9 protein-coding genes are annotated in these 13861 nt (G+C 46.5%); 8 read left to right on the top strand and 1 reads right to left on the bottom strand.

Annotated features, from left to right (window positions below; all coding sequences use genetic code 11):
- Window positions 1-59 precede the first annotated feature (59 nt).
- The 3 genes from tilS (at window position 60) to serS (ending at window position 3038) form a co-directional block, all read left to right on the top strand.
- Entirely contained in the window at window positions 60-1379 is a 1320-nt protein-coding gene (gene tilS / locus AC1HCU_RS05070; RefSeq protein WP_480369832.1) for a tRNA lysidine(34) synthetase TilS, read from the top strand.
- 109 nt (window positions 1380-1488) lie between these two features.
- Window positions 1489-1626: a hypothetical protein gene (locus AC1HCU_RS05065; protein ID WP_480369830.1), complete on the top strand. Its 138-nt coding sequence runs from the start codon at window positions 1489-1491 to the stop codon at window positions 1624-1626.
- A 140-nt stretch (window positions 1627-1766) separates the two neighbouring features.
- The gene (gene serS, locus AC1HCU_RS05060) at window positions 1767-3038 is read left to right on the top strand and encodes a serine--tRNA ligase (protein WP_480369827.1); all 1272 of its coding nucleotides are present in this window, start codon (window positions 1767-1769) and stop codon (window positions 3036-3038) included.
- A gap of 49 nt (window positions 3039-3087) precedes the next feature.
- Here serS and AC1HCU_RS05055 read toward each other — a convergent pair whose 3' ends face one another.
- Window positions 3088-4347, bottom strand: coding sequence for a CinA family nicotinamide mononucleotide deamidase-related protein (locus AC1HCU_RS05055; RefSeq protein ID WP_480369824.1), 1260 nt, complete (start codon window positions 4345-4347; stop codon window positions 3088-3090).
- Between the two features lie 141 nt (window positions 4348-4488).
- Here AC1HCU_RS05055 and AC1HCU_RS05050 point away from each other — a divergent pair, with 141 nt between their 5' ends.
- The 5 genes from AC1HCU_RS05050 (at window position 4489) to gyrA (ending at window position 13860) form a co-directional block, all read left to right on the top strand.
- The gene (locus AC1HCU_RS05050) at window positions 4489-4746 is read left to right on the top strand and encodes a type B 50S ribosomal protein L31 (protein WP_480369821.1); all 258 of its coding nucleotides are present in this window, start codon (window positions 4489-4491) and stop codon (window positions 4744-4746) included.
- 138 nt (window positions 4747-4884) lie between these two features.
- A complete protein-coding gene (locus AC1HCU_RS05045) occupies window positions 4885-6144 on the top strand; it encodes a lipoprotein N-acyltransferase Lnb domain-containing protein (protein WP_480369818.1) in 1260 nt (419 codons plus the stop codon).
- A 30-nt stretch (window positions 6145-6174) separates the two neighbouring features.
- Window positions 6175-7758, top strand: coding sequence for an alkaline phosphatase family protein (locus tag AC1HCU_RS05040; RefSeq protein WP_480369816.1), 1584 nt, complete (start codon window positions 6175-6177; stop codon window positions 7756-7758).
- Between the two features lie 96 nt (window positions 7759-7854).
- A complete protein-coding gene (gene secA / locus AC1HCU_RS05035) occupies window positions 7855-11157 on the top strand; it encodes a preprotein translocase subunit SecA (protein ID WP_480369813.1) in 3303 nt (1100 codons plus the stop codon).
- A gap of 168 nt (window positions 11158-11325) precedes the next feature.
- The gene (gene gyrA / locus AC1HCU_RS05030; RefSeq protein WP_480369810.1) at window positions 11326-13860 is read left to right on the top strand and encodes a DNA gyrase subunit A; all 2535 of its coding nucleotides are present in this window, start codon (window positions 11326-11328) and stop codon (window positions 13858-13860) included.
- Window position 13861: the final 1 nt, after the last annotated feature.

Below are 13861 nucleotides of genomic sequence, written 5' to 3'. Positions count from 1 at the left end.
TTTTCCGGTAAAGAATTAATTTCGTACTTTTGTTTTAATAATGCTGATTACCAAAAAAGATGATTGACACTGTTCGTTCTTTCATAAAGAAGGAGGATCTGTTTCCCCCCGAAGCCCCTGTTATCGTTGGACTGAGCGGGGGAATGGACTCCATGGCATTGCTCGATATACTCACATTGCTGGGATACCAGTGCGTGGCCGGCCACTGCAACTTTCATCTTCGGGGTGAGGAGTCGGACAGGGATGAGGAATTCGTAAAACGATGGTGTAAAAGTGTGGATGTCCCTTTTGTCTCAGTCGGGTTCGACACCCGGCAGTATGCTTCCGATAAAAAAATATCCATTGAAATGGCAGCACGTGAACTGCGTTACCGCTGGTTTGAGATGACGCGGGTGCAATATCATGCAGGGAGCATCGCTGTGGCACATCACAGGGATGACTCGGTAGAGACGGTACTGATGAATCTTGTCCGTGGCACCGGCATCAGGGGGCTGACCGGCATCTCACCCAAAAACAACAGGGTAACACGTCCGTTGCTTTGTCTTTCACGTGAAGAAATTTCACAATACATAACAGAGCGCGGCATTCCCTATGTGACCGATAGTACCAACAAGGAAGATCTTTTTCTGAGAAACAGGCTTCGCTTACATATTATACCCATGCTCGAGGAACTGAATCCGTCCGTGAAGGATGCAATTTACCGCACAGCTCTACAGGTGACGGAAGCGGAGAAGGTATACAGCGCCTCAATAAAAGAATCGATAGAAAGCGTTTTTCATAATGACAGAGTTGATATTCGGGCTCTTCATAAAACACCCTCCCCGCTATCAGTCCTGTTTGAGTTACTTTCGCCACTGGGCTTCACCCCGTCCTCCATACGTGATATCTGCAGAAGCATGGATGCCGAACCCGGAAGGATCTTTTTTGCAGAACCGTACCGGGTGATCAAGGATCGTGATTATTTCCTCATCGACCGGATGCCCGTCGTGGCAGAAACAGACAGATCCTTCCTGATAGAACAGCAGGCCGAAGAAATGTCCACACCCCTGCATCTTGCCTTCTGCACGCTGTCAGTGCCTGTTGACATTCTGCGAAGCAAACGTTTCCTCTATGCTGATTATGACAGGCTGAAATTCCCGCTCATCCTCCGGAAATGGCAACAGGGCGACTGGTTCATTCCCTTTGGGATGAAAGGAAGAAAGAAGTTGAGTGATTATTTTACCGACCGCAAGTTTAGTTTGAAGGAGAAAGAAAATATCTGGGTTCTGCTCTCGGGAGAGGAAATTGTCTGGGTTGTGGGAGAACGCCCCGACAATAGGTTCAGGGTTACAAGGAACACTGTTCGCATATTCCATGTTGTTTTGTCTGAAAATAAGTAATCCTGATTAAAAAAATTAGCTTTCCTGCAACTTTTTTCCCTTTTTTGCATCTTACATATAAAACCTAATTACATTTTTTTTGTTATAGAAAGTAGATAAAACGGAGATCATGAAGAATAGTACAATAAAAGACATTGTGATGGTGGGCGTATTTGCCGGGTTTGCATATTATGTTTCACGCTATTATCGCCAGAAAAAGCAAAAAGAGAGAGAATTGCGCGAAACGCTGCACTTTCAGTTATTTTAACTAAGCTTTCCCGGGTGCCCCCTGAATTTATTCAACAATGCGGCTGACAAAATATCGGCAGCAGGTCACTTAGTTTCGTTGATATTTTTTGTATCTTTGCGCACTGAAAAAGGTATTAAACGTTTTCGTCTATTTTTTCTATGCTCACACTGAAAGTAATCAACGAGAATCCTGAAGAAGTGGTTCGACGCCTGTCTAAAAAAAATTTTGACGCAAAGGAGACAGTTTCACAGATAATTGCTGCTGATGATGTCAGACGCAGTACACAGACATCACTCGATACGATGTTGGGAGAGGTCAATACATTGTCACGCTCTGTCGGCTCACTCATGAAGGAGGGAAAGAAGGAGGAGGCCGCAATAGTCCGTGGAAAGGTGGTTGTCCTGAAGGAGTCGGCCAAACAACTGGAGGAGACATTAAAGGCCGCGGAAGCAAAAATTGAGCATCTGCTGGTCACTATTCCCAATCTTCCTCATGAGTCGGTTCCCGAGGGAAAAGGAGCAGAGGACAATCTTGTGGAGAAAACCGGCGGAGTAATGCCGGTTTTGACTGACGACGCACTGCCCCATTGGGAACTGGCGAAAAAATATGACCTTATCGACTTTGAACTGGGAGTGAAGATTACCGGGGCAGGATTTCCGGTTTATAAAGGAAAGGGTGCCCGACTGCAACGGGCATTAATCAGTTTTTTTCTGGATAGTGCGCGCGATGCCGGTTATCTTGAGGTGCAGCCACCCTATGTAGTAAACAGCGACTCCGGGTTCGGTACCGGCCAGCTGCCCGATAAAGAGGGCCAGATGTATCATGTGGGAGAGGATGATCTCTATCTGATTCCCACTGCTGAAGTACCTGTCACAAACATGTACCGGGATGTGATTCTTGATGAGAAAGAGTTACCGCTGAAAAATACGGCTTATTCTGCCTGCTTTCGCCGTGAAGCGGGTTCCTATGGAAAGGATGTACGCGGACTGAACCGGCTGCATCAGTTCGACAAGGTGGAGATCGTTTGCATCGATAAGCCGGATCATTCTTACGAAAGGCTCAAAGAGATGGTCCGCCATGTGGAGACACTGGTGGAAAAACTGGAATTGCCATGGCGTATACTTCGTCTCTGCGGAGGTGACATGAGTTTTACCTCTGCGCTAACATTTGATTTTGAAGTGTTCTCTGCGGCACAGCAAAGATGGCTCGAGGTGAGCTCTGTTTCCAATTTCGAAAGCTACCAGGCAAACCGGTTGAAATGCAGGTTTAGAGATGCCGACCGAAAAACACAACTATGTCATACTCTCAATGGCAGCGCACTTGCTCTGCCCCGCATTGTGGCGGCCCTTCTGGAAAATAACCAGACTCCTTCCGGAATACGTATCCCGAAAGTACTGGTGCCCTATTGCGGCTTTGAGTCAATTGATTAAATAACTTTCAGAAACGGTGTGTCTTGCACTTTCCAAGCTGCGATTTCCGCTATAGGTTGCCGGCAGATGCGGCATCAGGTCTTACCGACAGCATCCTTATCAACTGAAGAATGGCCAGGTTGGCAGTGCGTTCTATGTTCTCTTCGCGGCTGCTTCCCACATGGTATTCAACGGAAATTATTTCATCTGCATATTTCGTGCAAACCCAGGCTGTACCGACCGGCTTTTCCCTGGTTCCTCCCTCGGGACCCATGATGCCGGAGACAGCGATGCTGCATTGTGTCCCAAGCTTAAGGGCGACATTCTGTGCCATCTTCTCAACAACTTCTCTGCTAACCACGCCATGGCTTTCAATAGTCTGCTTATCTACATTCAATAGTTCTTCTTTGATACGATTGTCATATGTTACGATACTGCCTTCAAAATAGTCCGAAGCTCCCGAAACGGATGTGATGCGGTGCGCAATGTATCCCCCGGTACAGCTTTCAGCGGTTGAGACCGTGAGTTGTTGTTTGCGCAACTTCTCCCCGAGGAGTGCCTCCAGCGTTTTTTCGCTTCGGGCGACATATTCATTACCGAGGAGCAGTTTCAACCTGCGGCCCAGTTGTTTAATTTCCGGTTTGCGTGCTTCACCCCAGGCAGACAACCGCAGCCGGATAAATCCGAAAGAAGGAAGGTAAGCCAGTGTGAAGCCTGCAGGCAGAAGAGTTTCAAAGCCGGAAAGCCGGGTAGCCAATGCCGATTCGGTGATGCCGGAAACCAAGTAAGTACGTTTCAGATAACGGTCCGGTTGAAATTGTGACTGCAAGCGAGGGATAATATCGTCTCGCATGGTCGTTTTCATTTCAAAAGGTACTCCAGGCATGGATATCAATATTTTTTCACCTTTGTCGAACCATAGTATGGGAGCGGTGCCCACTTTATTCTGTATCACAGTGGCGCTTACCGGCACATATGCCTGTTTACGTGTGAGCTGATTCAACTGGATGTTTCTTCTTAAAAAAACAGATTCGACATGTTGTAATACTTCATCATTGAATTCCAGGGCTGTATGAAAATATCGGCAAAGCGTATGTTTTGTGATATCGTCATTGGTCGGTCCCACGCCGCCGGTTAGCAGTAAAATATCGGCCCGTCCGAAGGCGTTGTCGATTGCATGGATGATGTCATCGCTTCTGTCGCCCACGGTGGTGATGGCCACGATGATGAACCCCTGCTGTGTCAGTTCATGTCCCATCCATTCAGCATTGGTGTTTACAACCTGTCCGATGAGTAATTCGTCTCCGATAGAAATGATTTCCACCTTCATATTATACTCTTTGATATGTAAATAAGAACGCAAATTAACAGATAATCCCGATAAAAGAAAAAAGAAACGCATTTATTTTTTTATTTTAAAGGATTATACTATCTTTGCCAATCGAAAAATTAGAAGAAAAGTATAAAACATATGAAGAAAGAAATTCATCCCAGCAATTACCGCCCGGTTGTATTCAAAGATATGTCAAACGAGGAGATTTTCATCTCCCGCTCCACAATCAATGCCAAGGATACAATTGAAATTGACGGCGTAACTTACCCGTTGGTGAAACTTGAGATTACAAGTGCTTCTCATCCTTTCTACACCGGAAAACAAAAACTGGTGGATACAGCAGGACGTGTGGACAAGTTCATGAACCGTTACGGAAACCGGAACAAGAAAAAATAAAATCCCCCGTAGGGTATTGTTTGAACGGCGGTCATAGCAGATCGCCGTTTTTCTGTTATATGCGTATGAAGTTCGCGTAATTTTGTCTATTTTTGTCCCACGATGGTTCATGAAGGTTCATGAAATAAAAGAGATTAGATGAAAAGACGAATTCCGGCAGTGTTGTCACTGCTCCTTATATGTTTCTCTGTTCTGAAAGCACCCGCCCAGGTGCAACTTACCGATAGTGCCAAAATAAGCCTGCTGACTGCCTCTCCCTGGCATGGGGCTGTATATGCACTGTTCGGGCATACTGCCATCCTTGTGCAGGATGATACAACAGGTGTGAATGCCGTCTTCAATTACGGTTTTTTTGATTCTTCGCAGCCCAACTTTATATATCACTTTGTAAAGGGAGAGACAGATTATATCCTGGGGGTTACCTCTTACGAGGATTTTCTCTCGGAATACAGCTATAAAGGTCAGGAGGTGACAGTGCAGGAACTTAATCTCTCCCCCGCTGGCAAGCAGCAGCTCTACGAGGCACTCTCCATTAATGCGCTGCCACAGAACAGAGAATACAGGTATAATTTCTTCTACGACAACTGCGCCACACGCCCACGTGACATGGTGGAAAATCAGACTGAAGGTGAAATCCTTTACGCAGACACTTTGCGGGAACAGACATACAGGGACTTGGTGCACGAGTGTACGGAAGATTATCCGTGGCTTCTTTTCGGTATTGATCTGGTTATTGGAAGCGAAGCCGACAGGATCATCGGTGTGAGGGAGAAAATGTTTATTCCCCGTTACCTGATGAACTCCTTTGAGGATGCTTCCGTTCAGAAAAACGATACATTACGGCATTCACTGGTAAAGAAGCAGGAAGTGGTACTTAAGCTGGACAGCGAAAAAAATAGACCGAAGGTGTCAACGCCGCTCACTCCATTTATCATAGCCATCCTGCTGCTGGTAACAACTCTTTTTACCAGTCTTTTCCAGTTGATCAAACTCAACACCACAAAGTTTCCCCTTTTCTATGATACGCTCCTTTTTGGTATAGCAGGACTGGGTGGTGTTATTCTCTTTTTTCTGATGTTCTTCTCCGAACACCCCGCCATGATACCCAACTGGAATTTTGTCTGGCTAAACCTTTTTGCGTTGATTGCGGCCTTTTTATTTTGGGTAAATTCGGCAAAGAATATCGTTTATTTCTACCATTTCATTAACTTTGCACTCTTAACGCTTTTTCTTTTTTTATGGTGGCTCATACCGCAGACATTACCGGCAGCTACGATTCCGTTTTCAATGAATCTGTGGCTCAGATCGGGTGTAAATTTGCTTTTGTGGAAGAAAAAAAAACAAAAAGACAAGCGATTCAGATCGAGCAGATATCTCAAAGCGGGATGGGGGCAATGAATCGATAAACGACAGGTATTTATTATTATAATGATCAGGATATTATCTTCTTTGGTTGCCTTCTTTTCGGTTGCCACACTTGCTGCACAACATACCACGCCGGAGGTGCCAAAACTGGTTGTGGGAATCACGATCGATCAATTACGGGGCGATTACCTGGAGATGTTTAAACACACTTTCGGACAAAAAGGGTTTAACAGGTTACTTTCTGGAGGATTGGTGTATAGTAATGTACATTACGACTTCCCGAAGCCGGACAAAGCCTCCACCATCACAACAATCTTTACAGGTGCCAATCCTTCATACCATGGCATCACGGCTGAAAACAAATATGTTCTCAACCTGAACAGGGAGGAATCCTCCTTTTTTGATGACAACTATCTGGGTAATTTCACTACGGATAAAAGATCTCCTCTTGCGATAAAGGTTTCCACAATGGCCGATGAACTGAAGATTGCCTCAGGAGGGCAGTCTGATATTTATGCCTTTGCACCTGACGCCTCGCAGGCGATTGCCTCAGGAGGGCATGCTGCCAGTGGCGCCTACTGGATTGAAGATGTGACAGGTAAATGGGCCACCAGCACCTTCTATAAAAACAAGCAGCCGATTGTGGACCAGCATAACCGCAGTGCCCAATCACTAACGAACACCATTGGCAGTATCATTTGGCGTCCGGCCATTGACATATCAAGATATAATGTTTTCCCCTACACCAAAAACCGGTATAACTTTCAGCATTACTTCGGGCTGGATAAGAAAGAGAATGTTCGCTTGTTTAAGCAGTCGCCCTACGTGAATAAGGAGGTGAACGATATGGCCATCCGGATGCTGGAGTCGGGCTCCCTTGGAAAGAGGATGAACCCCGATTATCTGGCCCTCACTTTTTATGCGGGAAATTTTGAAAAAGCGCTTGATCAGAATTACTCTGTAGAGATTCAGGATACCTATTATCGTCTCGATCAGGAGCTCGGAAGATTGCTTGATGCCATTGACGCAGCAGTAGGTATCAGGAATACACTGATTTTTGTGGTTTCTACCGGATACTTCAATGAACAGGAACTTCTTCCTGAAGGGATGGTCACCGCGGGCGGAGATTTTCATCCCGACCGGAGCCAGGCATTACTTAACATGTACCTGATGGCACTCTATGGCCGTGAGCAGTGGATCAGAAAATATTACGACAGACAAATATATTTTGACAGAAAGCTTCTGGAGGACAAGAAGATTGATCTGGCAGAATTTCAACAAAAGGCAGCCACATTCCTGGTCCAGTCTGCCGGCGTACAGGATGTGATCACCTCGCATCAGATGCTGCATGGAGCATACAACGAAAATGTACAATTTTACCGCAATGGATATTACAAGGGAATATCGGGCGACCTTTTTCTGGAGTTACAACCGGGCTGGCGGGTAATTGAGCCACAGTCTCCCGACTCATACCGGGTTCGTCACAATGCCGTGATTTCTCCTGTAATCTTTTTCGGTAGTGACATCAAACCCCGGAAGATTGAACGGACCATTGATGCCACAGAAATAGCACCCAGCGTAACTTACCGCCTTCGCATCAGGGCTCCCAACGCCGCAAGGGGCAAGATCCTGAAAGAATTGTTTTAATAAACGATACAGGTTTTTCTCGAAAAAGAGTTCATTCAAGATGATGAGATACGGAGGATGTCTCACGATATAAAAAGACAACACACAAAATAAAATATGGGATTCAACGACATTATTTCTAAAATATTCGGTAACAAGGCTCAACGCGACTTGAACGAAATAAATCCGGTTGTGAGACGGGTCAGGGAAGCTTATGCTGTCATTGAACAGCTTACAAACGACGGACTTCGCGAAAAGACCAAAGAACTGGAAAAATATATCCGTGAGCAGGTTGCCGCGGAAAGAGCGGAAATTGATAAGCTGAAGGCAGGCATGGAAGAGATCGACCTGGATGAGCGTGAAGCTGTCTGGAATCAGATTGACAAGCTGGGGAAAGATATTACCGATAAATATGAGAAGGCATTGAACGAGATATTGCCGGATGCTTTCTCCATCATGAAAGAAACCGCACGTCGCTTTACTGAAAATAATGAAATCGTAGTCACGGCAACCAGCTTCGACCGTGATCTGGCCGCTTCGCATGATTTTGTTCGTATCGAAGGGGATAAAGCCATCTATCAGAACCATTGGGTCGCCGGAGGTAACGAGATCATATGGGACATGATCCATTATGATGTACAACTCTTTGGCGGGGTAGTGCTGCATCAGGGAAAAATAGCCGAGATGGCCACGGGCGAAGGTAAAACCCTGGTGGCCACGCTTCCGGTATTTCTTAACGCACTTACCCACGAGGGTGTACATGTGGTGACGGTAAACGATTACCTGTCGAAACGCGACTCTGAATGGATGGGACCGATGTATATGTTTCACGGCCTGTCGGTTGACTGCATCGACAAGCATGAGCCCAACTCCGATGCACGCCGGAAAGCATATGAAGCAGATATCACCTTTGGTACCAACAATGAGTTTGGCTTCGATTATCTACGTGACAACATGGCGGTCTCGCCAAAGGACCTGGTACAGCGAAAGCATAACTATGCCATTGTGGATGAGGTGGACTCTGTGCTCATCGACGATGCACGTACCCCGTTAATCATCTCCGGGCCTGTACCCAAGGGAGACGACCAGCTTTTTGATCTTTTCCGCCCCCGCGTAGAAGTGATCGTGAAGGCTCAGCGCGATCTTACAACGCGCCTGCTTGCCGAAGCAAAAACAAGGATGGCTTCAACCGATCCGAAAGAACAGGAGGAGGGAGCGCTACTACTTTTCCGCTCTTATAAAGGGATGCCCAAATACCAGCCACTGATCAAGTTCCTCAGCGAACAGGGGGTGAAGGCCGCCATGCTCAAGACCGAAGCATTTTATATGCAGGAGCAGATGCGCAACATGCATATTGTGACTGACCCGCTCTATTTTGTGATCGACGAGAAACAGCACAGCATTGAACTGACCGATAAGGGGATTGATATGCTGACCGGCAAATCAGACGACCCGCAGTTTTTCATTCTGCCCGATATCGCTTCCCAGTTATCGGAACTGGAACATTCGACCGGCACCGATGAGGAAAAAGCGGCTAAAAAAGATGAGTTGTTGCAGAACTATGCCATCAAGTCGGAGCGGGTGCATACCATCAACCAGCTGTTGAAGGCATATACCCTGTTTGAAAAGGACGACGAGTATGTGGTGATCGACAACAAGGTGAAGATTGTAGACGAGCAAACCGGCCGTGTGATGGAAGGTCGCCGTTATTCCGACGGTCTGCATCAGGCTATCGAAGCAAAGGAACGGGTAAAGGTAGAGGCTGCCACGCAGACATTTGCCACCATCACCCTGCAGAATTTCTTCCGTATGTACGACAAGCTGGCGGGTATGACCGGTACGGCCGAAACCGAAGCAGGTGAATTCTGGGATATCTATAAGCTGGATGTAGTTGTTATACCTACTAACAAGCCCATTGTTCGCGACGATCAGAACGACCGAATTTATAAGACGAAACGGGAAAAATATACCGCAGTCATCGAGGAGATAGAAAAACTCATCAACGCGGGTCGCCCTGTACTCGTGGGAACAACCTCCGTGGAAATTTCAGAGTTGCTGAGCCGCATGCTAACATTGCGAAAAATAAAACACAATGTGCTGAACGCCAAGCTTCACCAGCGAGAAGCCGAAATTGTGGCCAACGCCGGACAACGTGGTGTAGTGACCATTGCAACCAACATGGCAGGCCGTGGTACCGACATCAAGCTTTCACCCGAAGTAAAGGCTGCGGGCGGTTTGGCCATTATTGGTACGGAACGGCACGAATCACGGCGTGTGGATCGTCAGTTGCGAGGACGTGCGGGACGTCAGGGAGATCCCGGGTCATCTGTCTTTTTTGTTTCACTTGAGGACGACCTGATGCGTCTCTTTGCTACCGAACGCATTGCCGGGTTGATGGACCGGATGGGATTCAAGGAGGGAGATGTATTGGAACACAGCATGTTGAGTAAATCTGTGGAACGTGCACAGAAGAAGGTGGAAGAAAATAACTTTGGTATTCGTAAACGGTTGCTAGAGTACGACGACGTGATGAACTCCCAGCGGGAGGTAATCTACAAACGACGCCGTCACGCCCTGATGGGTGAACGTATTGACAACGACGTGGCAGGTATGATCACGGAGACAGCCCGTAACATCGTGGAATCGAATGAAGATGATTATCAGGCTATGAAACTCGAACTGTTGCGTGTGATGGCGCTTGAAATTCCTTTCAAAGAGACCGATATGAAAGGATTGAAACAGCATGATCAGGTCGAGGCCGTTACTGAGAAAGCTTTTGAGACGTTTAAACGGAAAACGGAACGGTTGGCAGAAATAGCGCAGCCTGTCATTAAGCAGGTTTATGAAAACCAGGGAGCAATGTATGAAAATATTCTAATTCCCATCTCCGACGGAAAAAGAGTTTATAATATTGCCTGCAACCTGAAGGAAGCCTATGAAACAAATTCCCGGGCATTGGTGAAGTCTTTTGAGAAATCGATATTGTTACACACCATCGACGAGGACTGGAAAGAGCATCTCCGTGAAATGGACGAATTGCGACTATCTGTGCAGAACGCCAGCTACGAACAGAAAGACCCGCTGCTTATCTACAAGCTGGAGTCGTTTAATCTTTTCAGGGAAATGATAAACGACGTCAATTCAAAGGCAGTTTCCATCCTTATGCGTGGCCAGATACCGATGCAGGATCCTGCCGGTGTGCGCCAGGCTGCTCCGGAGCAAAAGACAGATTACAGCCGTTACCGTACCCAAAAAGAAGAGTCAGAAAGCCTGGTGCCTGAGGGAGGAGAACGTAACGGGGCACAGCCGCCGAGACAACCACAAAAGTTGGAACCGATCCGTGCAGAAAAGAAGGTGGGGCGCAATGACCTTTGTCCCTGTGGAAGTGGAAAGAAATACAAAAACTGTCACGGAAAATAACCCTATAAAAAAAATTAAAACAGAGAGCAATTGTCTCTCTGTTTTTTTGTTAAATTCGAAGAAAAGCAGTATCTTAGTGTAATCAAAAGGCGAATTATTAAAAATAGCTATTTGCCTGTCAATAAGTTAAGTACGAAATATTTTTGAAGAGAATAATCACATTTTAATATGACTGATCAGGAAGACAGAATCATCAAGATTAATATCGAAGATGAAATGAAATCATCGTACATCGATTACTCGATGTCCGTGATCGTTTCCCGCGCGTTGCCCGATGTGCGTGATGGATTTAAACCGGTGCATCGCCGCATTTTATTCGGTATGTCGGAACTGGGCAATACACCCGATAAGCCACACAAGAAGTCGGCCAGAATTGTCGGTGAGGTATTGGGTAAGTATCACCCGCACGGCGACTCTTCTGTATACGGCGCCATGGTACGCCTGGCACAGGAGTGGAGCATGCGCTATACACTGGTTGACGGCCAGGGAAACATGGGTAGCGTGGATGGTGATAGTCCCGCAGCCATGCGATATACCGAAGCAAGGCTTAACAGGCTCGCCGAGGAAATGTTGCGGGACATAGACAAGGAGACAGTCGATTTTCAACTGAATTTCGATGATACTCTGCTGGAGCCCACAGTACTTCCTACCCGCATTCCCAACCTGCTTATCAACGGATCATCAGGTATTGCGGTAGGTATGGCGACCAATATGGCTCCTCACAATCTTACCGAATGTGTGAATGGCATTATCGCGTATATTGATGATAACGAAATAGATATCAATGGATTAATGCATTATATCAAAGCCCCTGATTTTCCCACAGGTGCCTATATTTATGGGTATAAAGGGGTAGAAGAGGCATTTGAAACCGGTAGGGGACGTATTGTGATGCGCGGCAAGGCTGAGATTGAATCGGGAAAAACACATGACAAAATTATTGTTTCCGAGATTCCCTATCTGGTCAATAAAGCCGAACTCATCAAGAATATAGCTGACTTGGTGAATGAAAAAAAAATCGAAGGTATTTCCAATGTCAACGATGAATCAGACCGTGATGGCATGCGCATCGTGGTGGACATCAAACGCGACGGTAATGCGAACGTTGTCCTTAACAAACTCTATAAACTCACGGCGCTGCAATCCTCTTTCAGCGTGAACAACATTGCGCTGGTAAATGGAAGACCCGAGCTACTGAACCTCAAACGCATGATCCAGCTCTTTGTGGATCACCGTCATGATGTGGTGATCCGTCGTACCCGCTACGAACTGCGTAAGGCCGAAGAGCGTGCTCATATTCTCGAGGGACTGATCATCGCATCGGACAACATCGATGAGGTGATTGCCATCATTCGCGGTTCTTCCACACCTCAGGAGGCTATTCAAAGATTGATGGAGCGCTTTGCACTTAGTGACATACAGTCGCGTGCGATTGTAGAGATGCGATTGAGGCAGCTGACGGGTCTCGAACAGGACAAGCTACATGCTGAATACGATGAAGTGCAAAAGCTGATAGCCCGTCTGAATGCCATTTTGAACGACGAGGGACTGCGCATGCAGGTGATCAAAGATGAGTTGATTGAAATTCGCGATAAATATGGTGACGCCCGTCGCTCTGAGATCATCTTCTCCTCAGAAGAAATGAATCCCGAAGATTTTTATGCCGATGATGAAATGGTGATTACCATCTCGCACTTAGGCTATATTAAACGTACTCCGCTCACAGATTTTCATACCCAAAACCGGGGAGGAGTAGGGGCTAAGGGAACCGATACGCGTGAAGAAGATTTTGTGGAGTATATCTACCCGGCCACCACGCACAATTATATGCTCTTTTTCACCCAAAAAGGTACATGTTACTGGCTGCGTGTCTTTGAAATTCCGGAAGGAACCAAAAACTCCAAGGGACGGGCTATTCAAAATCTGCTGAACATTGATCCGGATGACAGCGTAACTGCCTTTGTACGAGTTGATACACTCACGGATCAGGAATACATCAATTCGCACTATCTAATGTTCTGTACCAAAGAGGGCATTGTGAAAAAAACACTGCTCGAAGCATACTCCAGACCCAGACAAAACGGCGTAATTGCCATCTCTATCCGCGAAGAAGACCAGGTGATTTCGGTACGGTTGACTGATGGAAATCAACATGTAATTCTGGCGAACAGGAATGGACGGGCCATCCGCTTTCAGGAGGAGGATGTACGACCGATGGGACGTACGGCGACCGGCGTCAGGGGAATGACGCTCGACGAAGACGGAGAAGATTGTGTGATAGGGATGATATGTATGGAACCCCGTTCAGAAAATACAATCATGGTGGTCTCAGAACAGGGTTACGGAAAAAGAACCCGGCTCGATGATGAGGATGGTGAACCGGTATACCGCCTCACTCGCAGAGGAGGGAAAGGCGTTAAAACACTGAATGTTACAGATAAAACGGGTAAACTGGTGGCTATCAAGAGTGTATCGGATGAAAACGATTTAATGATAATTAACAAATCAGGTATTACCATACGTCTGAATATTTCCGATATTCGCATTATGGGACGGGCTACACAGGGTGTACGCCTCATAAATCTGGAAAAAAGAAATGATGAAATAGCCTCTGTTTGCAAGGTGAACTCGGAAGAGCTGAATGAAGAAGTTTCATCAGAGGAAGCCCTGGACAATCAAGATGATTCTGGCAGTGAAGAATAAG

The sequence above is a fragment of the Proteiniphilum sp. LBM24028 genome (assembly GCF_056629195.1).
Note: the sequence above shows the minus strand (reverse complement) of the source record. Positions and strands in the feature narration are given on the sequence as shown.

What these genes read in the sequence shown, in the direction of transcription:
- secA (WP_480369813.1), top strand. Translation starts at nt 7,855, where the DNA reads ATGGGATTCAACGACATTATTTCTAAAATATTCGGTAACAAGGCTCAA.
- serS (WP_480369827.1), top strand. Translation starts at nt 1,767, where the DNA reads ATGCTCACACTGAAAGTAATCAACGAGAATCCTGAAGAAGTGGTTCGA.
- AC1HCU_RS05055 (WP_480369824.1), bottom strand. Translation starts at nt 4,347, where the DNA reads ATGAAGGTGGAAATCATTTCTATCGGAGACGAATTACTCATCGGACAG.
- AC1HCU_RS05040 (WP_480369816.1), top strand. Translation starts at nt 6,175, where the DNA reads ATGATCAGGATATTATCTTCTTTGGTTGCCTTCTTTTCGGTTGCCACA.
- tilS (WP_480369832.1), top strand. Translation starts at nt 60, where the DNA reads ATGATTGACACTGTTCGTTCTTTCATAAAGAAGGAGGATCTGTTTCCC.
- gyrA (WP_480369810.1), top strand. Translation starts at nt 11,326, where the DNA reads ATGACTGATCAGGAAGACAGAATCATCAAGATTAATATCGAAGATGAA.
- AC1HCU_RS05045 (WP_480369818.1), top strand. Translation starts at nt 4,885, where the DNA reads ATGAAAAGACGAATTCCGGCAGTGTTGTCACTGCTCCTTATATGTTTC.
- AC1HCU_RS05065 (WP_480369830.1), top strand. Translation starts at nt 1,489, where the DNA reads ATGAAGAATAGTACAATAAAAGACATTGTGATGGTGGGCGTATTTGCC.
- AC1HCU_RS05050 (WP_480369821.1), top strand. Translation starts at nt 4,489, where the DNA reads ATGAAGAAAGAAATTCATCCCAGCAATTACCGCCCGGTTGTATTCAAA.